Annotated in this window: 19 protein-coding genes; 8 read left to right on the forward strand and 11 right to left on the reverse strand. The window is 68.5% G+C overall.

Annotated features, from left to right (window positions below; genetic code table 11):
- The first annotated feature begins 69 nt into the window (after window positions 1–69).
- Together DNK54_RS10350 and DNK54_RS10355 are read left to right on the forward strand one after the other, a co-directional pair.
- The gene (locus tag DNK54_RS10350) at window positions 70–306 is read left to right on the forward strand and encodes a methyl-accepting chemotaxis domain-containing protein (RefSeq protein ID WP_110206870.1); all 237 of its coding nucleotides are present in this window, start codon (window positions 70–72) and stop codon (window positions 304–306) included.
- Entirely contained in the window at window positions 303–704 is a 402-nt protein-coding gene (locus tag DNK54_RS10355; protein ID WP_110206871.1) for a hypothetical protein, read from the forward strand. The genes DNK54_RS10350 and DNK54_RS10355 overlap by 4 nt, the downstream gene beginning before the upstream one ends.
- 130 nt (window positions 705–834) lie before the next feature.
- Here DNK54_RS10355 and DNK54_RS10360 read toward each other — a convergent pair whose 3' ends face one another.
- Window positions 835–1,575: a TSUP family transporter gene (locus DNK54_RS10360; protein WP_162602394.1), complete on the reverse strand. Its 741-nt coding sequence runs from the start codon at window positions 1,573–1,575 to the stop codon at window positions 835–837.
- 174 nt (window positions 1,576–1,749) lie between these two features.
- On the opposite strand from DNK54_RS10360, the gene DNK54_RS10365 reads away from it, so the two are divergent.
- Entirely contained in the window at window positions 1,750–3,375 is a 1,626-nt protein-coding gene (locus DNK54_RS10365; protein WP_162602395.1) for an ABC transporter substrate-binding protein, read from the forward strand.
- A gap of 297 nt (window positions 3,376–3,672) precedes the next feature.
- Here the strand turns inward: DNK54_RS10365 and DNK54_RS10370 are convergent, their stop codons facing one another.
- The 5 genes from DNK54_RS10370 to casG form a co-directional block, all read right to left on the reverse strand.
- A complete protein-coding gene (locus DNK54_RS10370) occupies window positions 3,673–4,689 on the reverse strand; it encodes an ABC transporter ATP-binding protein (RefSeq protein WP_204164510.1) in 1,017 nt (338 codons plus the stop codon).
- Window positions 4,667–5,698, reverse strand: coding sequence for an ABC transporter ATP-binding protein (locus tag DNK54_RS10375; protein ID WP_110206875.1), 1,032 nt, complete (start codon window positions 5,696–5,698; stop codon window positions 4,667–4,669). Before DNK54_RS10375 ends, DNK54_RS10370 begins: the two co-directional genes overlap by 23 nt.
- On the reverse strand, window positions 5,695–6,816 hold the full coding sequence (locus DNK54_RS10380) for an ABC transporter permease (RefSeq protein ID WP_204164511.1): 1,122 nt from the start codon (window positions 6,814–6,816) through the stop codon (window positions 5,695–5,697). The genes DNK54_RS10375 and DNK54_RS10380 overlap by 4 nt, the downstream gene beginning before the upstream one ends.
- The gene (locus tag DNK54_RS10385; protein ID WP_204164512.1) at window positions 6,803–7,741 is read right to left on the reverse strand and encodes an ABC transporter permease; all 939 of its coding nucleotides are present in this window, start codon (window positions 7,739–7,741) and stop codon (window positions 6,803–6,805) included. The genes DNK54_RS10380 and DNK54_RS10385 overlap by 14 nt, the downstream gene beginning before the upstream one ends.
- Before the next feature lie 158 nt (window positions 7,742–7,899).
- A complete protein-coding gene (gene casG, locus DNK54_RS10390; protein WP_110206877.1) occupies window positions 7,900–9,558 on the reverse strand; it encodes a steroid-24-oyl-CoA synthetase in 1,659 nt (552 codons plus the stop codon).
- Between the two features lie 205 nt (window positions 9,559–9,763).
- On the opposite strand from casG, the gene DNK54_RS10395 reads away from it, so the two are divergent.
- Window positions 9,764–10,525: an SDR family NAD(P)-dependent oxidoreductase gene (locus tag DNK54_RS10395; protein WP_110206878.1), complete on the forward strand. Its 762-nt coding sequence runs from the start codon at window positions 9,764–9,766 to the stop codon at window positions 10,523–10,525.
- 110 nt (window positions 10,526–10,635) lie between these two features.
- Here the strand turns inward: DNK54_RS10395 and DNK54_RS10400 are convergent, their stop codons facing one another.
- Window positions 10,636–11,400, reverse strand: coding sequence for an SDR family oxidoreductase (locus DNK54_RS10400; protein ID WP_110206879.1), 765 nt, complete (start codon window positions 11,398–11,400; stop codon window positions 10,636–10,638).
- Between the two features lie 2 nt (window positions 11,401–11,402).
- On the reverse strand, window positions 11,403–12,032 hold the full coding sequence (locus DNK54_RS10405; RefSeq protein WP_110206880.1) for a TetR/AcrR family transcriptional regulator: 630 nt from the start codon (window positions 12,030–12,032) through the stop codon (window positions 11,403–11,405).
- 185 nt (window positions 12,033–12,217) lie between these two features.
- Here DNK54_RS10405 and DNK54_RS10410 point away from each other — a divergent pair, with 185 nt between their 5' ends.
- The 4 genes from DNK54_RS10410 (at window position 12,218) to DNK54_RS10425 (ending at window position 14,898) form a co-directional block, all read left to right on the forward strand.
- Window positions 12,218–13,354: a 3-ketosteroid-9-alpha-monooxygenase, oxygenase component gene (locus tag DNK54_RS10410; protein ID WP_110206881.1), complete on the forward strand. Its 1,137-nt coding sequence runs from the start codon at window positions 12,218–12,220 to the stop codon at window positions 13,352–13,354.
- Complete coding sequence (locus DNK54_RS10415) at window positions 13,354–13,668, forward strand: ferredoxin (protein ID WP_110206882.1); 315 nt, start codon at window positions 13,354–13,356, stop codon at window positions 13,666–13,668. The genes DNK54_RS10410 and DNK54_RS10415 overlap by 1 nt, the downstream gene beginning before the upstream one ends.
- A complete protein-coding gene (locus tag DNK54_RS10420; RefSeq protein WP_110206883.1) occupies window positions 13,665–14,462 on the forward strand; it encodes an SDR family NAD(P)-dependent oxidoreductase in 798 nt (265 codons plus the stop codon). Before DNK54_RS10415 ends, DNK54_RS10420 begins: the two co-directional genes overlap by 4 nt.
- Window positions 14,463–14,589: 127 nt before the next feature.
- Window positions 14,590–14,898 carry an antibiotic biosynthesis monooxygenase family protein gene (locus tag DNK54_RS10425; protein WP_110206884.1) on the forward strand — a complete coding sequence of 103 codons (309 nt, stop codon included), beginning with the start codon at window positions 14,590–14,592 and terminating at the stop codon, window positions 14,896–14,898.
- A gap of 72 nt (window positions 14,899–14,970) precedes the next feature.
- Here DNK54_RS10425 and DNK54_RS10430 read toward each other — a convergent pair whose 3' ends face one another.
- The 3 genes from DNK54_RS10430 to DNK54_RS10440 all read right to left on the reverse strand — a co-directional run bounded on the left by DNK54_RS10430 (window position 14,971) and on the right by DNK54_RS10440 (window position 19,229).
- Window positions 14,971–16,281: a hypothetical protein gene (locus DNK54_RS10430; protein WP_110206885.1), complete on the reverse strand. Its 1,311-nt coding sequence runs from the start codon at window positions 16,279–16,281 to the stop codon at window positions 14,971–14,973.
- Between the two features lie 231 nt (window positions 16,282–16,512).
- Window positions 16,513–17,388 (reverse strand): hypothetical protein, encoded by an 876-nt coding sequence (locus tag DNK54_RS21285; RefSeq protein WP_204164513.1) that lies wholly within the window; start codon window positions 17,386–17,388, stop codon window positions 16,513–16,515.
- A gap of 119 nt (window positions 17,389–17,507) precedes the next feature.
- The gene (locus DNK54_RS10440) at window positions 17,508–19,229 is read right to left on the reverse strand and encodes a BCCT family transporter (RefSeq protein WP_239460021.1); all 1,722 of its coding nucleotides are present in this window, start codon (window positions 19,227–19,229) and stop codon (window positions 17,508–17,510) included.
- Between the last annotated feature and the right edge of the window lie 247 nt (window positions 19,230–19,476).

Consider the following 19,476-nt stretch of genomic DNA (forward strand, 5'->3'; position numbering starts at 1 on the left):
GTTGCGTAATAACCTACGCACTGCGTAAAGTTCACGTCATCGAACAACCCACACCAAGGAGTGAGAACGATGGCGAAGAACAAGAACAAGCAGGTCAGCAACTACCTCAGCGGCATGATCGACGCCACCAAGGACCTGCTCGACGACCTGGTCGACACCGCCGGCGACATTGAGAAGAAGAGCCGCAAGGGCTCCAAGAAGGCACTGAAGGCCGCCCGCCCCTCCAAGAAGGACGTCAAGGCGCTGCGCAACCAGATCGAGGACCTGGGCAAGCAGACCAAGAAGCTCGCCAAGGTAGGCAAGTGACCACCGCCACCGCGTCGCCCGCCGCGGCGAGCGCGACGAAGCGCGCGCCGGCCAAGCGCACCCCGGCCAAGCGCACCCCGGCCAAGAAGGCGCCCGCGGCACCCGAGGCCCCCACCGTCGAGACCTCTGCGCCCGCCAAGGCCGCCAAGAAGTCCCCCAGCAAGAAGAAGCGCAAGGACGCCCCGGCGGCCAACTGCCTCGGGTCGCTGATCGACGACACCTTGGAGATCCTCGACGACATCATCGACGTCGCCGGCAAGGTCGAGAAGAAGGCGCGCAAGGGCGCCAAGCGCACCGCCGACGCGGTCCGTCCGTCCAAGAAGGACGTGGACGGCATCCGTGAGCAGATCGAGGAGATCGGCAAGCAGGCTCGCAAGCTGGCCAAGCTCAGCAAGTGACCCGATCCCGGTCACAGACCGACGCATGGTCGGCCCGCCGAAGGCGGGGAGGACGGAGAACACGCCGCCTCCCCGCCTTCGCCATCTCCCCGCACGGCAGCGGAACGTCACCCCGCGGGGTGGCGCGCACTCAACGCAGCACCAGGGCGACCGACGCGCATGCGGTCATCACGAGTCCGGCCAGGACGACCTTGCGGAACGTCTCGGGGCGCAAGGCGCCGAACACCTTGTCTCCCAGCGCCCATCCGGCAGGGACTCCCGCGATGCCGCCGAGCGCGACGAGTCCGGCAGTCAGGTCGATCTTGGCGACGACCAGGAATCCGATCACGGCCACCACGTCCTGAGCGAGGAACGCTGCCTGCAGCGTCGCCCGGAAACGGCGCGGCTCCAGCCCTGCGGCCTGGAAGGTGATGACCAACGGCGGCCCGTTGAGCCCGGTCGAGGTGAGCAGCGCCCCGCTCACGAAGCCTCCGGCGACCTCGCCGACCCGTCCCACCGGCGGCAGCTTGACCAGGGCAAGCACCAGCACCCCGAGGACGACCGACACAGCGACCGCAAGGGAGAGTTGCACCTCGGTCAAGAGCAGGAGCAGCACCAGGCCCAACGGCAGCCCGAAGGCGGCGGCCACCGAGACCCGCATGGCCAGGCGGACGTCGACCTCGTCGCGCTCGCGCCACCAGGCCCGCGCACACAGCACCACGCTCACCAGGACGCTCGAGACGACAGCTGGGACCGGACCCACCACGGGGATCAGCACCGGGACGGCGAGCAGCGCCATGCCGAAGCCGGTGATCGCCTGGGCCGCCGACGCCAAGAGGTAGACGACCGCCCCCAGGGCAAGCAGGCCGGCCACTTCCACGAGAAACTCCACTTCCGGCGTACCTACGCTCTGGCCGCCCCACCTGATCGCATGAACCACCCCCGCCGGAGCGAGCCTCCCACTCAACGGGACGCCTCGTCAGCAGTGGCGTTCCTCACACCTACTGTGACCGCCGACACATCAGCGGGAGGGGCGCCTTCCTGCGCCGTTGAGATGGAGGACCCAGTGAGGATTCGCACCACAACACTGACGCGCGTCGGTGCCGCCTTCCTGGCGAGCACCCTGCTCGTCACGGGATGTGCCGACTCGGGCGGTGACAAGGACAACGACAAGGACAAGAGCGAGAAATCGTCCATGAGCAAGGACGAGATCTGGGCCGGTGGCGTCTACGGTGCCGACGACGGCGGCACCCCGAAGGACGGCGGCACCCTCACGGTTGGCGACTACGGCGAGCCTCGCTCCCTCGACCCCACCGTGACCATTCCCAACGGGGCTGTAGGAGCCTCCGCGATGGCGGCGATCTACGACGTGCTGATGCGCTGGGACGACGAGGCCGGCGCCTACGTGCCGCAGTTGGCCGAATCCCTCACCAGCGACGACAACACCACCTGGCGACTTACCCTGCGCAAGGGTGTGAAGTTCTCCGACGGCACCCCCGTGGACGCCGCCGCGGTGATGGGCAGCATCGGCTACTACATGTCCAACCAGGGCTTCAACACGCTGCTGCTCTACACCAACCTCAGCGAGATGAAGCCGGTCGACGCCACCACCATCGACTTCGTCATGAAGGCACCGTGGGCGAGCTTCCCGGCCATGCTCGCTACCGGTCCCGGCATGATCGTCGCGCCGAAGGCGATCGCCGGCGGCAAGGACAAGTTCAAGCCGATCGGCGCCGGTCCGTTCGTCTTCGAGGACTACAAGCCGAGCGAGGAGCTCGTGCTGACCCGCAACGACGACTACTTCGGCGAGCGTCCCCACCTCGACAAGCTTCGTTTCGTCTGGCCTGCCTCCGACCAGGCGCGGATGGACTCCCTGAAGCGCGGTGACATCGACCAGGCCTCCGTCCGCACTCCGGGTGTTGTCGAGGAGGCGCGCACCAGCGGCACCGCCGGGGCGCTGGTGCCGGTCGGCCTGGGCTCGATGGTCTGGATCAACAACCGCGAGGGGCGCCCCGGTGCCGACGAGCGGCTCCGCAAGGCGATGGACCTCGCCTTCGACCCGGAGGCGTTCCTTGAGCGCACGGCCGACGGCCACGGCATCGCGAGCCGCAACATCTACACGCCCTCGGCGCCGTACTACACCGAGGTGACCACCCCGGAGACCAACATCGCGGAGGCGAAGAAGCTCGTCGAGGAGGCCAAGGCCGACGGCGTGAGCACCAAGCTCGTCTACCTGGGTCAGTCCGACCAGACCTCCAAGACCGCCGCCGTGACCATCCAGGCGATGCTCGAGGCGGCCGGCTTCACGGTCCAGGTCGAGCTGCTCAACAACATCGCCGACCAGACCAGCCGCATCTATGTCACGCATGACTACGACATCGCGTCGTCGTCGATGAGCATCCCGGTCGACGACCCCTATTCGCGCTTCTCCAGCCAGCTCATCGGAGCCTCGCCCGCCAACCCGTCCGGCTACAGCAACCCCGAGATGGACAAGCTGATCGGCAGCCTGCAGGCGGCCACCGGCGAGGAGGCGACCTCGATCCTCACCCAGATCAACGAGCTGTGGCAGGAGACGGTCCCCGGCATCGCCATCGCTCCCGGCGGCTTCTTCTTCCCCTGGAACGAGAACGTCCACGGCATCCTGCCCAGCAGCGAGTTCCTGATGCTCTACCACCAGGCCTGGAAGAGCTGACCCTCCCCAGCGCCACCTCCGTCCGACGGGCCACGCTCGAACCGACGGGTCAACGCTCGAACCGACGGGTCAACGCTCGAACCGACGGAACAGCACCAAGAAGCGGGCCGGCATCCCCCAGGAGGGGACGCCGGCCCGCTTCGTCGACACGCCACCTTCAGCACGTCGAAACGCCAGCTTCAGTGAGTTGAGGCGCCAGCTTTAGTGCGCGGTGTTCGCGCAAATCTTGGCGACTCAACGTGTCGAAGCTGGCGACTCAACGTGTCGAAGCTGGCGTCTCGACGCGACGGCGTCAGGTCAGGCGCTGACGTTGTGGCAGGCCACGAACTGGCCCGGGCGCATCTCGCGGAGCACGGGCTCCTCGGCAGCACACTGCTCGGTGGCCAAGGGGCAGCGGGTCCGGAACCGGCAGCCGCTCGGGGGGTTGAGCGGCGACGGCAGCTCGACGTCCTTGACCGGAGCTTCGGCGGTGGCCTCGCCGGCGGCCCGAGCCTGCGCATCGGCAGCGCTGGGGACGGAGGCGAGGAGCAGCCGCGTGTAGGGGTGCAGGGCCTTGTTCTGCATGTCGTCGGACGGAATGACCTCGCAGGTCTTGCCGAGATACATGACCATGACCCGGTCGCTGATGTTCTTCACCACGGCTACGTCGTGGGCGATGAAGATCATGCTCAGGTCGTAGCGCTCGCGCGTCTCCTCGAGCAGGTTGAGGACCTGCGCCTGGACCGAGACATCCAGACTGGAGACCGGCTCGTCGCAGATGAGCACGTCGGGGTCCAAGGCGAGCGAGCGGGCGATGCAGACACGCTGGCACTGGCCACCAGAGAGCTCGTGGGGACGCCGGTCCCGGACCACAGCCGGGTCCAGGCCGACGGAGGAGAGCAGGTCGTCGACGAACTTCGCGCGGTCCTTGCCCTCGAAGCCCCAGACCTCGAGACCCTCGGCGACCAGGTCCTTGACCTTGCGCCGCGGGTTCAGCGCAGAGACCGGATCCTGCATGATCATCTGCATCTTGGCGCGCGCCCGACGCATGTCGTTCTTCTTGAGCGCAGTCAGCTCGGCGTCACCGAGCAGCACCCGCCCCGAGGTGGGCGCCGGCAGCTGCATCAGGGCTCGGCCGGCGCTGGACTTGCCGCAGCCGGACTCACCCAGGATCCCGAGCGTCTCCCCCGGGAGTACGTCGATGCTCAGGTCGGAGACGGCATGCACGACGCCGCCGGTCACCGGGAACTCGACCACGAGGTTCTCGACGGTCAAGGCGCGCTTCTCGTCTGCGCGCAGGTGCGCGATGCCGCTACCGGCCATGGGTGTGCTCACTTCCTACGGGGGCCGCACCGGCCAGAAGCGGATGGTGGCAGGCGACCGACCGACCGGGGCCGGCGAGCGGCTGAAGGAGCGGGAGGTCGCTCGTGCAGGTCGTGTCGGCGTACCCACAGCGCGGAGCGAAGCGGCATCCGCCGGGCGGGTTCGCCATGTCGGGCGGGTTGCCCTCGATCGCACGCAGCAGGCTGTGCGGTGCGTTCTCGATCTGCGGGATCGAGGCGAGCAGCGCATCGGTGTAGGGGTGCGTCGGCGCCGCGAAGACCTCGCTGGTCCGGCCCTGTTCGACGGTTCGGCCGGCGTACATCACCTGCACCCGGTCGGTCCGCCCGGCGACGGCGCCGAGATCGTGGCTGACCAGCACCGTGGCCATGTCCCGCTCGGTGGTGAGATTGCCGAGCAGGTCGAGGATCTGCTTCTGCACGGTCACGTCGAGGGCAGTGGTGGGCTCGTCGGCGATCAGCAGGCGCGGGTCGCAGGCCAGTGCCATCGCGATGACGACCCGCTGCCGCATGCCACCCGACATCTCGTGCGGGTACTGCCGCATCCGGCGCTTCGGCTCGGGGATGCCGACCTGCGTAAGCAGCTCAACGGCGCGCTCCTCCGCCTCCTTGCGCGTGCAGCGCAGGTGGAAGCGCAAGGTCTCGGTGAGGTGGGTGCCGATCCGCTTGACCGGGTTGAGAGAGGTCATCGGGTCCTGGAAGACCATCGCGACCTCGGTGCCCCACAGCTTGCGGCGTACGGCGCGCTTCACCCCGTGCACGTCGACCCCGCCCAGCGTCACCTTGCCGGTGACGGTGGTGCGGGCGTCGTTCGAGATGAGACCCATGACGGTGCGGCCCAGCACCGACTTGCCGGAGCCGGACTCACCCACCAGGCCGAGCGTCTCGCCCGGTCGCAGCTCGAAGGAGACCCCGTCGACCGCCCGTACGTCGCCCCGTGGGGTATGGAAGACGGTGCGGAGGTTCTCCACCACCAGGATGGGGCTCTTGGATTCACTGGTCACAGCTTGGCACTCCTCGGGTCCCAGCGCTTCTGGACCTTCTCGCCCAGCAGGTTGAAGGAGAAGACGGTCAGGAAGAGGCACAGGCCCGGGACGATCACGATGAACGGGTGGGCCTCCATGACCCCGCCCTCACCCTCGGCGATCATGTTGCCCCAGGTCGGCTCGGGCGCACGGATGCCAAGGCCCAGGTAGGAGAGCGACGCCTCCGCGACGATCAGCATCGAGACCATCACGACGCCCATCGACGCGACCGGAAGCACCACGTTGGGCAGCAGCTCCTTGCGCAGCAGGCGCATGCGGGTGGCGCCGATCGCCTGGGCGGCCAGCACGAACTCGCGCTGGGCGAAGGTGATCGTGTTGGCGCGGGCGACGCGCACCATGCTCGGGATGGTCAACAGCGAGAGGGCGATCGACAGGTTGCGCAGGTTCGGCGACAGCACCGTGCCGAGCGCGATGAGCAAGACCAGCGGCGGCACCGCGAGCAGTGCGTTGGCGAGGATGCCGACCACTCGGTCGGTCGCACCGCGCAGGAAGCCCGCAACCATGCCGATCAGACCGCCCACGGTGGTGCCGATCAGGATCGCGAAGAGCGAGACGACCAACGACGTACGGGCGCCGTAGATGGCCCGGGCGAGCATGTCCAGACCGTAGTTGTTGGTGCCCAGCGGGTACTCCGAGCCGAGCTCCGGCTCGGCGAAGATCGGAGCGTACAGGCCCTGGGTCGCGTCGTTGTGGTTGCCCAACGGCAGCAGCGGCGCCAGCACCGCAAGGCCGATGAGCACGGTCAGCCAGGTCATGCCGAGCACGAAGACGATGTCGACCGACTTGCCGCGGACGGCCTCGGCGATCCGGCCGAGGCCGTTCATCGCGACCAGCAGGCCGACCACCAGGAGCAGCACCTTCGCCAGCGTGATCAGCAACGCGGTGGTGGCGGCGAAGCCGGCCAGGGCCAGACCGCCGACGAGCATGGGTGCGCCGACGAGCAGCTGCGTCCTGCGGGAGACCCGCGGCTTGGCAGCGGTCTCCTCACCCGGATCGAGCAGCGCGGTGCCCGCAGCGGCGGCAGGGACCGGTGCGTCCACGGGGTCACCGGTGTGGTTGATGTCAGGCTCGGGCACGGCGCGTCCTCGGGTCGAGATAGCCATAGGAGAGGTCGATGAGAGCGCTGCTGAGGACGTAGACCACGGCGATCAGCAACACGGCGCCCTGCACCATCGGGTAGTTGCCGGTGCTGGCGGCCTCGATCACGAGACGGCCCATGCCCGGCAAGGAGAAGAGATACTCCACGATCACCGTGGACCCGACCAGGCGGCCGATGCTCAGCCCCAGGATGGTCACCAACGAGAACGAGGAGGGGCGGAGCGCGTCGCTCACCATGATCCGCAGCGGCGGCATGCCCTTGGCCCGGGCAGCGAGGATGAAGTCCTCGTTGAGCGTGGTCACCAGGTCGTTGCGCAGGATCCGGGTGAACATCGCCATCTCCATCAGGGCGATCGTCAGCGCCGGCAGGAAGACATGGCTCAGATTGCCACCGAAGTCGTCGGTGATCCGCACCCAGCCTGTCCGCGGGAACCAGCCCATCGAGTTGACCAGGACCGCGATGAGCACCAGGCCGACGAGGAACGAAGGCAACGACAGCAGCCCGAAGGTGAAGGCGCCGATGGCCCGGTCGATCCGGCCGCCCTCGTTGTAGGCCGACCACATCGCCAGCGGCACGGAGACGACCAGCGCGATCAGCAGGCCGAGCCCGGCGAGCTCCAGGCTCACCGGCATGGCTGCCACGAGACGATCCCAGACCGGCACCACCGGCGGGATCAGCGAGCTGCCGAGGTCGCCGTGCAGTACGCCGCCGAACCAGTCGAAGTAGCGGGTGAAGAAGGGGTCGTTGAGACCCATCTCGTCCCGGAGGGCGGCGTACTCCGACGGTTCCCGGCCTTCACCCAGGACGGCGACCGCCGGATCGCCCGGCACCAGGGAGAGAAGCGCGAAGACGCCGAAGCTCACCAGCAGCAGGACTGCCAGGAGCTCCAGGACTCGCAACACGAATTGACGCAACACAGGAGTGAATTTCCCATCGGGTCGAGACCCGGGATGTGACCTGTCCCACTCACCGGAAGCCCTGCGCGGCGGCAGTTCGAACGGTGAGGGGCGTAGCGGTCGCTCGGGTCGGCGGGACGAGGTTCAGCGGGGCGGCGAGGCGGTCACGGCGCCAGGCTGACGGCGGTGCGGATCACCTTGCCGGTGGCGTTGCGCGGCAGCGGGGAGTCGACGATCTTCCAGTGCGTCGGCACCTTGTAGTGGGCCAGGTTCTCCGCGGCGTGCCTGCGCAGCTCGAGCTCCAGCGCGCCCGGATCGTCGGCACCCTGCGCGACAACCACCGCCCCGACCTCCTGGCCCAGGTCGGAGTGCGGGACGCCGAGCACGACGCACTCGGCGACCGAGGGGTGCTCGGCCAGCACTCCCTCGACCTCGGCCGGGTAGACGTTCTCGCCACCGCGGATGATGAGGTCGGAGCGCCGACTGGAGAGCCGCAGCCGGCCCTGCTCGTCGAGCGTACCGAGGTCGCCGGTACGCAGCCAGCGGTCCTCCGTGAATGCCGCGGCGGTGGCCTCGGGGTTGTTCCAGTAGCCGAGCATCGTGAAGCACGAACGAGTGTGCACCTCGCCCTCCTCGCCGGGAGGGAGCACTCGGCCGTTCACGTCCCGCACCTGCATCTCCACACCGATGATCGGCCGCCCGAGGGACCCCGGGGCCTCGGCCAGATCGATCGGCGTCGCCACGCAGATCGCGGTGCAGGTCTCGGTCATGCCGTAGGAGTCGACCAGCGCCGACGCGAAGGGCAGCCCCTCACGCAGCCGCTGCTTGAACTCCACCGATGACGGCGCCGAGGCCAGCGAGAAGGCGTAGAGCGACGAGGTGTCGTAGTCGCCGACACGGTCGAAGGCGAGCAGCCTGTTGGCCATCGTGGGCACGGCGCCCCAGTGGGTGACGTGTGCCTTCTCGACCAGCTCCAGCACCTTCGCCACGTCGAAGGCGCCCAGGTGCAGGGCGACCTTGCTGCCGGTGGCGAGCCGCGGAGCGATCAGGTTGTGGAGGCTGCCGACGTGGAAGAGCGGCATGGCAAGCAGGTAGGTCTTCTGGCGCGGGTCGGTCGGGTCGCCGAACGCAGCAGCGAGCGCGTCGGAGTAGCGGTGGTACTCCACGACAGCGGCCACGTTGCGGTGCGAGTGCACGGCGCCCTTCGGCCGGCCCGACGTGCCCGAGGTGTAGAGGATGACGGCCGGGTCGTCCTCGGCCACGTCCTCGCTCGGCGGCGGCGCGTCGGGGTGGGCGGTCGCCATCCGGTCCAGGTCTGCCTCGATGTCGAGGACCGGCACCGTCACCCCCAGGGAGGCGTACGCCGCTTGTCGCTTGCCGTCGGCGAAGATCAGCTTGGGGGTGGCGTGCTCAAGACCGTAGGCGAGCTCCCGCGGCGACCACCAGGCGTTGTAGCCGACGGCGATCGCGCCGATCGAGACCGTCGCCCAGAACGCCTGGATCCACCCGACGTTGTTGGCCGAGGCGATCGCCACGCGGTCGCCCTTGCCGATGCCGTGCTCCTCACGGAGCGCCCGGGCGAGGGAGGAGACACGAGCCAGGTGCTCGGCGTACGTCAAGGTGCCGTCGAGGGAGACGACGTAGGGGCTGTCGCCCCACTGCTGCGAACTGGCGAGCATCTCGTGGAGGGAGCGGAAGCGGTTCTTGAAGACCGGCACCTCGACGCCGAGGATCTCAGCCGGCTCCAGCTCCCACTGGCCGCCCGGGCCGCTCAGCCCTGCCAGAAGCTGCTGGGCCGCGAGCGCTGCGTCGGTCTGCGTCATCGTTCCTCCACTCGGATGCGTCGGCCGCCGACGCTCCCCCGGCGTCGACGCATCAGGAAGTATGTGTGCGGGCTCACCTGCGGGGTTCCGAGGTTCCCGATGACCGGGAACCCATCGCGTGCCGTCGGCGGGTCCCACCACGATGTTCCCCGACAGGTAGGGACGACCCCGTCCCCCGGTGACGCGACGAGGCAGGAGACAGGCGATGAGCGAGTTCAAGGGCAAGGTGGCGCTGGTGACCGGCGCCGGCCAGGGCGTGGGCCAGGGCATCGCGCTGGCGCTCGCCACCGAGGGCGTGGACGTGGCGGTCGTGGGCCGTACCGAGGCCAAGCTGGCCGACACTGCCGAGCAACTGCGGGCCCGCGGCGTGCGCGCCGAGATCTACACCGCCGACGTCATGGACACTGAGTCGATCCCCGGCCTGGTCGACCAGGTCGCCGAGGAGATGGGCAGGCTCGACATCCTCGTCAACAACGCCTACTCGGGCACCCTCGGCCCGCTGCTGCAGACCAACCTCAAGCAGTTCACGAAGGGCTTCGTCAGCGGCCCCTTCGCTGCCTTCGCGTTCATGACCGCAGCGCACCCGCACCTCAAGGCGGCGGGCGGTGGCTCGATCATCAACCTGGTGACCGCCGCGATGGTCCGCTGGGACCTCTCGAACTACGGCGCGTACGCCGCCGCGAAGTCCGCGCTCCGCTCGGTCAGCCGCACCGCGGCCGTCGAGTGGGCGAGTGACGGGATCCGGGTCAACAGCATCGCGCCGCACGCCCTCTCCCCCGGCCTGAAGTGGTGGATCGAGAACAACCCGGAGGAGGCGGAGGAGTTCATCGCCTCGATCCCGATGAAGTACGTCGGCGATCCCGAGACCGACATCGGCCGCGCCGTGGTCGCCCTCTGCGGCCAGGACATGCGCTACCTCACCGGTGCCACCATCCCCCTTGACGGCGGCCAGGCCCACTTCGGCTGACCGGCCCTCTCGACCGCCGGTGGTTGACCCATCCACCGGTGGTCGAGCCTGTCGAGACCCGTCCACCGGCGGTCGAGCCTGTCGAGACCCAGGCTCAGGCGAGGCCAGGCTCAGAAGAGGTCATGCGGCCGGAGGCTGACCTCGGCGCCACCGTCGACGTAGATGACCTGCCCGGTCATGTGGGTGTTCTCCGGCGCGATGAGCCACAGCAGGGCGTTGCCGATCACCTCGGGCTCCGAGTACCCGTTGAGCGGCATCGGGACGGCCTGATCCATGATCTTCTTCCACTCCGGGTCGCTGATCAGCCCGGCGGACATGGCGGTGAGCACCACGCCAGGCGCGACCGCGTTGATCGGGATGCCTGCGCCGGCGAACTCCGGGGTGGCTGCCACGCTGCGCATCCACTGGGCGACTGCGCTCTTGGTCGAGGGGTAGATCGCGGTGGGATGGCTCGCGGCTGCCGCAGCCTCCAGGGCCGCCGCCTCATCGCCTGCCAGGCATGCGGCCACGATGTCCGGGGAGTTCGGCTGGGTGCCCGCGATCGAGCCGACCAGTGCCACCTTGCCGCGGGCGGCGGCAAGCGCAGGCTGCAGCCCGGTGACCAGGTCGACGGTGCCGAAGTAGTTGACACTCACCTGGGGCGGTCCTGCCTGGCTGAGGCCGGCCACGGTGATCAGCCCGTCCAGCTCGCCTCCGCAACGCTCCAGCACCCCGGCAATAGCGGCCTGGCGCCCCTCCGGGGTGGAGAGGTCGGCAACCACGTCGGCGTCCCGGATGTCGACCCCGATCACCTCGTCACCGCGCTCGCGCAACAGCGCGGCGGTGGCGGCGCCGATGCCGGCGGCGGATCCGGTCAGGGCGACCTTGCGACTCATCTTCACTCCTGGTTCTCCGCGTCGCCGCGGGATCGGTCATAGGTGGGGCCGAGAAGCAGCTCACAGGTGAGGCGGATGTCGTCCTCACTCTCCTCGGCGGTGATCACGCTGTTGAGCACGGAGATCAGGACGCCGTACCAGGCCTGCTCGACCAACCGCACCATGCGCTCGTCCTGGGCGGTGGCATCGGTGATCCCGAGCGCCCGGAAGAGCACGACGTGGAACGAGTTGGTGACGTCGGAGCCTTCAGGCCCGATCTTGAGCTGCGCCGCGTTGTTCGCCTGCAGCATCGCCGTCGCGAGGAGAGGCCGCTCCAGGAGCCGACGGCTGGCGATGAGCAGGGTCTCGGCGACTGCCTGCGACGGCAGCGCGCCGGCATCGACCGTCACCGGCACCAGCGTGTTCACCTGGCTGCGGAGCAGACCGAGGAACAGGTCGTTCTTGGAGGGGAAGTAGCGGTAGAGGGTGGCGATGGCGACGCCGGCCTCCTTGGCCACGTCGGTCATCTGCATCCGTTCGTGGCCGTGCTGGGTGCCCAGCCGCGCAGCCGCCCGGAGGATGCGTTGGTAGCGCTCCTTCTGGTCGGCCGACACCGGCTCGGCCGGCGCCCTGTTCTCCGCGATTCGCGGCACTGTCTTCCCCCTTGTTCGATCCGCCCACACCGGGGGTGTGGCTCGGCTCACAGCACGTCCAGTGTTTCCCACCGTCCGATCGCCCCGACTTTGCCTTACCGCTGAGTGGGAATGCCAGGGGGCTCGAATCGCGGAAGGCGGCCACACTCAGGGGAAGTCAGCAGATGCTTTCAGGAGGGTGCCAGATGACCGAGGACACTGCCGTACGCCGGATCGAGGTTGACGCCGCGCCCACGCGGTTCGCCCGGGGCTGGCACTGCTTGGGGCTCGAGCGCGATCTCAGCGACGGAAAGCCCCATCAGATCAACGCGTTCGGGCAGAAGCTCGTCGTGTTCGCCGGCGAGGACGGCGCGGTCAACGTGCTGGACGCCTACTGCCGGCACATGGGCGGTGACCTCTCCCAGGGCACCGTCAAGGGCAACGAGATCGCCTGCCCGTTCCACGACTGGCGCTGGGGCGGCGACGGTCGCTGCAAGCAGATCCCCTACGCGCGCCGCGTCCCGCTGCGGGCCCGCACCGCCGCCTGGCCGACGATGATCCAGGACGGCATGGTCTTCGTCTGGAACGACCCGGAGGGCAACCCGCCCCCCGCCGACGTGACGATCCCCCGGATCCCGCAGGTCGACAGCGACCGCTGGACCGACTGGCTCTGGTACGAGACCGTCATCGAGGGCGCCAACTGCCGCGAGATCGTGGACAACGTCGTCGACATGGCCCACTTCTTCTACATCCACTACTCCTTCCCGACGTACTTCAAGAACGTCTTCGAGGGCACCAGCGCCTACCAGTACATGAACGGCACCGGGCGTGAGGACATCCGCGCGGCCCGGGGTGGCAGCAGCCCGGTGGTGCTCGGCACCACCTCCGTGGCGGCGTACCACGGACCGTCGTTCATGATCGACGAGGTCACGTACCACTACGAGGACATGGACGTCGACACGATCCTGATCAACTGCCACTACCCCATCGACTCCAACTCCTTCGTGCTGCAGTACGGGATCATCGTGGAGAAGAAGGAGGGCGTCTCCGACGACGAGGCCGAGCAGCTCGCCGCCACCACCGGCAAGTTCATCAAGTACGGCTTCGAGCAGGACGTCGCTATCTGGAAGAGCAAGACGAAGATCGACAACCCGCTGCTCTGCGAGGAGGACGGCCCGGTCTACCAGCTGCGCCGCTGGTACGAGCAGTTCTACGTCGACGCCGCCGAGGTGACGCCGGAGATGACCGACCGGTTCGAGTTCGAGATCGACACCACCCGACCCAACGAGGCGTGGCGCACCGAGGTCGAGGCGAACCTGGCGGCCCGCGCGGCCACGAGCTGATGGGTACGCCGGCGCCACGGCCCGACGTACGCCTCGACGACGGGCCGATGCAGTCGGTCACCTGCACCGCGTGCGCGGCCCAGGTGCTGGCTCGCAAGAGCAGTTGGGACCAGACCTCGGTGCAGTGGACGGAGCAGGCCCTGGCCGCCTGCAACGAACGGCGTCAGACGCTGCCGCCGCAGGAGCGGCCGAACCGGAACGCGTTCCTGGGCTGTTCGGCCCTCAAGGAGTCGATCCGCGAGGCCGCTGTGCGCGGCTCCCTCGAGATCCAGGACCAGGATCCCCTGAAGACCAACCCGGAAGGACATCAGTGACCGACCTCGCCAAGTACGGCCCGTGGGCCGTCATCGCCGGCGGCTCCGAGGGGGTGGGCGCCGAGTTCGCCGACCAGCTCGCTGCGGACGGCTTCCACCTGTTGCTCGTCGCTCGCAAGCCCGGCCCCCTGGAGGAGACGGCAGAGAAGGTGCGGTCGACCCACGGGGTCGAGGTGCGTACCTTGTCCGCAGACCTCACCGATCCGGCCGCCATCACCCGGATCACCGGCGCCACCGCTGACGTCGAGGTCGGTCTGCTGATCTACAACGCCGGCGCCAACAGCTACGGCGGGCCGTTCCTGCAGGGCGAGCTGGAGGGGTTCCAGGGCGTCATCGACCTCAACCTCACCGCGATGCTGGCGCTGACCCACCACTACGGCCGGCAGATGAAGGAGCGCGGTCGCGGCGGAATCATCCTCATCGGCTCGCTGGCAGGCTACGTCGGCTGCACCTCCGAGAGCATCTACGGTGGCGTGAAGGCGTTCAGCCGTATCTTCGCGGAGGGACTCTGGTCGGAGCTGCGCGAGTACGGCGTCGATGTGCTCGAGTTCGTCCTCGGCCTCACCCGCACCCCCGCGATGGTGCGCGCCGGCCTCAACTTCGACGTGCCCGGTGTTGCCGTGACGGAGCCGGCGGACGCCGCTCGTGAAGCGCTCGACGCCATCGCCGACGGGCCGGTGCAGGTCATCTCCACCGGCGCCAAGGTCGTCGAGATGCGCTCCATCCCCGACCGGGCGAAGCTGGTGCTCGGCACCGAGAAGGTCATGAGGATGATGGTGCCGCGACACGGCTAGACAGCCGACGCACCGCTCCCGACGTACCAACGGAAGGTGGCTCTCATCGTGATGATGGGAGCCACCTTCCGTTGGTACGTCGGACAGCTGGGGGCACGGACCGGGGTCACGCCGATAGTCTGCGGACATGTCTGTCGTGAAGATCAACGCCATCGCCGTCCCTCCGCAGGCCCACGCCGAGTTGGAGCGCCGCTTCGCAGCGCGCGCCGGCACCGTCGAGGACTCTCCGGGGTTCCTCGGCTTCCAGCTGCTCCGCCCGACGGCAGGTGAGGACCGGTACTTCGTGCTGACCGAGTGGGAGGACGAGGAGTCGTACGCCGCCTGGCGCGACGGGTCGGCCCGGGCCGCCCACGCCGGGGAGCACGGCAAGCCGGTCGCCACAGGTGCCCAGCTGCTGGAGTTCGACGTGGTGTTGGAGGTGCGCCCGGGCTCCTGACTCCTTCGAGTCCAGAGCAGGACGACGGCCCCGGGACCGAGCGGTCCCGGGGCCGTCGTGCTGCTCAGCGCGTCACTTGCAGAGGATCGGCAGCGGCAGGATGTCGCAGACGATCGGGATCTCCGGGATCGGCAGCGTGGGGCCGCCACCGAGTAGTCCACCGAGCAGGTCCGTGACAAGGCTGACGACGTTGTCGATCAGGCCGGTCAACACACCGAGGTCGACGCCACCGGGCAGCTCCAGGTCGGTGAGCACGGAGAAGTTCTTCAGCAGGTCACCGAAGGCGACCGCCATGGTGCTGGCATCGGCGCTCCCGGTGAGGAGTGCCTCGAGCTGAGCTGGCGAGAGCAGACCTCCGAAGAGCGCCAGCACCTGCTCCGGGCTGGTCGGCAGGTTGTTGAAGCCACCCAGCAGGCTCAGCAGGTCCGTCGGGTCGAGAGCGCCGATCACCTCTGCCGGAAGGAACCCGGTGAGCAGCTGCTTGAGCTGCTCGACGCCGAGCGTCGGCAACGTGCTGGTGTCGCCACCGGCCAGTTGGGCGAACTGGGTGAAGAGCCGGAGCACCGATCCGAGCGCGGCGGGATCGAGGTGACCGACGAGAGCGTCCAGACCGGTACGGAAGAGGGTGAACAACGCCATCGGGTCGGTCGGGATGGGAAGCGCACCGCCGCCGAGCGCGCCGAACTGTCCGGCGATCCCCTTGAAGACCTCCAGCAGCATCGCAGGGTCGGCTCCACCGCTGAGGAGCGAGGTGATCTGTGCCGGGTCCAGAGCGCCGCCGAGCAGCTCCGAGAGGAGGCCTGCGTCGAGCGGCATGCCGAAGCCCTCGGTGATCCCAGCGAGCAGGCCGGCGTCGAGAGCCGGCAGCTGGCCACCGCCGAGCACCGCGAGCAGGTTGGTGAGCTGCGCCGCATCGACCGGCGCACCGTTCGCGCCACCGATGCCACCCGGCAGCGAGGGGCTCTTCGCGCCACTCTGGCTCAGCAGTGCGAGCAGCTGGCCGAGCTGGTTGCCGGCTGGGCTGGCAGGAACCTCAGCGCAGGCCTTGGCCGTCTTCTGCCGGGCAGTGGCGTGCGCCGCCTTGGCCCGGTGCAGCTTGCTCTTTGCCTTGGTCACGGCCTTCTTGGCCTTGCGCACCTTGGCCTTCTTGACCGTCGCGGGCCGAGCGGACTTCTTCGCCTTCTTGACCAACTTCTTGGCCTTGGCCACCTTCGCCTTGGCCGCATGCACCTCGGCTGCCCGCGCGCCCTCTGCACGCTGCGCGGCGACGCACGCTGCCTGGTCGGCGGGAGCGGCCTCCGCCGCGGTCATCGGCAACGCCATCAATCCGGCCGTGACGGCCACCAGCGTGGTGGACACGAGCAGGCGCTTCAGCTTGATCATCCAGGGTCTCCCTCCCCATCGGTGATACCGCGACAAGTCTGGGGGCGCCGGCAGCGCTCTCCCTGCCTAATCGGAAAAACCGCACCGAACAGCCAGACCGGCATCACCCGGACGGGCCATGCGTCGTACGCCGGCGCTCCGGAAGGCTGCCGACCGGGTTGAGTGCCACGCAAGAAGACCGCGGCCCCCGCCCCGGAAGGCGAGGACCGCGGTCCTTGTCGTGTTCGCTACTCAGGGAAAGGGCAGCGGGATCGGGAGGCCACCGCCACCCAACAGCCCACCCAGGTCCAGGCCCAGTCCGCCGAGCAGGTCACCGAGACCGGTGAGCAGCTCGATGAGCGCGCCCGGGTCGGTGGGGATCGGCAGGTCGCCGGCCCCCGGGATCGAGCCGAACTGGCCCGCCATCGCGGTGAAGATCTCCAGCAACGCAGCCGGGTCCATGTCGGTCGGGATGCCGCCTCCGGCAAGCCCACCGAGCAGGTCGGTCAGCATCGCCGGGTCCATGCCGCCCAACAGGCCGGTCAGCATCTCAGGGTCGAGCATCGACGGGTCCAGGTACTGCGTGAACATCTCGAACATGCCAGCCAGCTGGGTCGGGTCGAAGCCGTCCGGGATCGGCAGGCCGCCGGTGCCGCCGCCGAAGCCGTTGAGCAGCTCGGTGAAGGCGTCGAGGTCGAAGCCGTCGGGCAGACCGCCGCCCGGGAGCCCCCCGGCCCCCTGCATGAAGAGGGCGAGCAGCTGGCTGAAGGCGTCGGTCGGGTCCGCTGCCGGTGCCGCACACTTCGCCGCGGCGTTCGACTTCGCCCGCGAGAGGGCGGCCTTCTTGTTGGCGAGGTTCTTCTTCGCCTTGGTGACCTTCTTCTTGGCCTTCTTGACCTTGGCCTTCTGGTGGGTGGCCTTGGCCTTCTTGACCTTCTGCTTGGCCTTCTTGACCTTCTGCTTCGCCTTCGCGACAGCGGTCTTGGCGGTGCTCGCCGACTGCTGAGCGGCAACGCACCCCGGATCGCCCGGCGCGGCGTTGGCGGTGCCGGCCGGCAACGCGGTCAGACCGAGTGCCAGCGCCACCATCGTGATGGCGACCAGGACTCGCTTCAATGCACTACTCATCGGGTTTCCTCCCCATGTCACGGATACCGCTCACGAGTGTGCGCTCGGTCACCCGGACATGGGGAGGGGATGCCCCTAAAACCGACCGATCGGACAGCCGGCATGGCCCAGAAGGAATTTCACCCGGTGGCCGGGCCTGCGGCCTTCCCGTCCGTCGCCTCCGGATCGTCCGCGGATGTCTCCTCCGGCTCCTCGACGGACTCGTCTCGCTCCACGGAGAGCATGAAGTCGTCGCCGTGCTCCGTGACGCCGGTGACTACCGCCTGATGGACCGCCTCGACGGCGTACTGACGGCGGACGACGAGCGGGTCGTGGGCGAGGTCCTTCACCAGGGCGACGCAGAGACCCACCATCACGAAGACGAAGGGCACGGCCGCCACGATGGTGATGTTCTTGAGTCCGTCCAACGCGGTCTGCCCACCGATCAGCAGCATCACCGCGGCCACGGCGCCGGTGGCGACACCCCAGAAGATGACCGGTGCGCGCTTCGGCTCAAGCGCCCCGTGCTGGGAGAGCGAACCCATCACGATCGAGGCCGCGTCGGCGCCCGAGACGAAGAAGATGCCCACCAGGATGATCACCAGCACGGTCGCGATCGAGGCCCACGGCAGCTGGTCGAGCGTGTTGAAGAGCTGCGCCTCGGCGCCGCCGTCGTAGACGCCCTTGCCGTCCATCTCGAACTTGATGGCGGCACCGCCGAAGATGGCGAACCAGACCAGGCTGACCAGGCTCGGCACCAGCAGCACCCCTGTGACGAACTGGCGGATGGTGCGGCCCTTGGAGATCCGAGCGATGAACATGCCGACGAAGGGCGTCCAAGAGATCCACCAGGCCCAGTAGAAGACGGTGTAGTAGGTCAGCCAGGACTCGGTGTAGGCGCCTTGGCCGTTGACCCGGCCGGCCATTTCCGGCATCAGGCCGACGTACTCGGTCATCACGCTGGGCAGGAAGTTCAGGATGAACATCGTCGGCCCCACGATGAAGACGAAGAGCGCCAGCAGCAGCGCCAACACCATGTTGATGTTCGACAGGTACTGGATGCCCCGGGAGACCCCGGAGACCGCCGACAGGATGAAGCAGATCGTGAGGAAGGTGATGATGCCGACCAGGACCCCGTTGCCGATCTCGCCCGCGCCACCGAAGATCTGCACGCCTTCCTTGATCTGCAGCGCACCCAGGCCCAGTGAGGCAGCGGAGCCGAAGAGCGTCGCGAAGATCGCCAGCATGTCGATGACCTTGCCGACCGGACCATGCACCCGCTTGCCCAGCAGCGACTCGAACGCCGAGCTGACCAGCTGGAGCCGACCCTTGCGGAAGACGCCGTAGGCGATGGCGAGACCGACGACCGCGTAGATCGCCCAGGGGTGCAGCGTCCAGTGGAAGAGTGTCTGGGCCATCGCCTGCCGGGCCAGCTCCACCTGGTCCATCCCGTCGGTTCCGGGAATGCCGGCAGGCAGGTCCGGATCGGTCGCATCACCGGCGAAGAAGGTGAGCGGCTCGCTCACGCCGTAGAACATCAGCCCGATGCCCATGCCAGCGGAGAACATCATGGCGATCCACGAGGAGGTGCGGAACTCCGGCTCGTCGTCGTCACGCCCGAGCGGGATGCCGCCGTACTTGCCGAGGGCCAGCCAGATCGCGAAGACCACGAACCCGGAGGCGGTCAGCACGAAGAACCAGCCGAGGTACTCCATCGCCCACCCGAGCGCATCGCCCGAGGCGTTGCTGAGCGAGTTGGTGCTCACGAAGCCCCAGACGAGGAAGCCGATCGCCAGGCCGGCGGTGATGCCGAAGACGACGCGGTCGAGCTTGCTGGTGTCCTGGGCCTCCTCGACCTCCACAGGGAAGTCGAGGGCAGGGTGGACCTGGGTCGCGGCATGGTCGGCACCAGGGCCGGTGCCGATCAGGGTGGTGGCGTTCTTGGGTGCTGCTGAGCTGCTGGGTCCTGAGCTGCTACGTGATGCTGCGTTGCTGGGTGGTGCAGTGGAAGCGCTGTCGGTCTCGGTCTGTTCGGTAGGGTCTGGCGCATTGTTCTGAGTCACGATTCGCAGGCGCGGTCCGCGCCTCCTCCTCACGGGATCGGGTCAC

The sequence above is a fragment of the Nocardioides daejeonensis genome, assembly GCF_003194585.1.
GTDB lineage: Bacteria > Actinomycetota > Actinomycetes > Propionibacteriales > Nocardioidaceae > Nocardioides > Nocardioides daejeonensis.